The sequence below is a fragment of the Pseudomonas sp. PDM26 genome, from assembly GCF_019219185.1.
GTDB lineage: Bacteria > Pseudomonadota > Gammaproteobacteria > Pseudomonadales > Pseudomonadaceae > Aquipseudomonas.
Genome location: NZ_JAHUWC010000064.1, coordinates 1 through 292 on the forward strand (window position 1 = coordinate 1; position 292 = coordinate 292).

At 64.7% G+C, this 292-nt stretch carries 1 protein-coding gene; it reads right to left on the reverse strand.

What is annotated here, in order from left to right; translation table 11 throughout:
* The coding region (locus KW849_RS31110) for a contractile injection system protein, VgrG/Pvc8 family (RefSeq protein ID WP_256357476.1) at window positions 1-292 on the reverse strand (292 nt) is incomplete at both ends.

Consider the following 292-nt stretch of genomic DNA (forward strand, 5'->3'; position numbering starts at 1 on the left):
CCACCTTGTGGCAGGTTTGCAGGGCCCAGACGGCGTCCTCGTGGCTGCTGAAGCCGGAGGGCGAGCGCAACGGCAGCGTGACGTCGAACTCGTAGCAGCGCTGGTCGTCGCAGAACTCGACCATGTCAAAAGCGCCCTCGTCGTGGGCGGTGCAGCGGTACCAGATGCCCACGTCCGCGAGCAGACGGCTGATGAAGTCCAGGTCGCTTTCGTTGTACTGCATCACCTGGTCGCGCCGTGGGTACTCGCGTTTGAGCGTGAAGCGGAAGTCCCCGGGGACGAAGTCGTGACG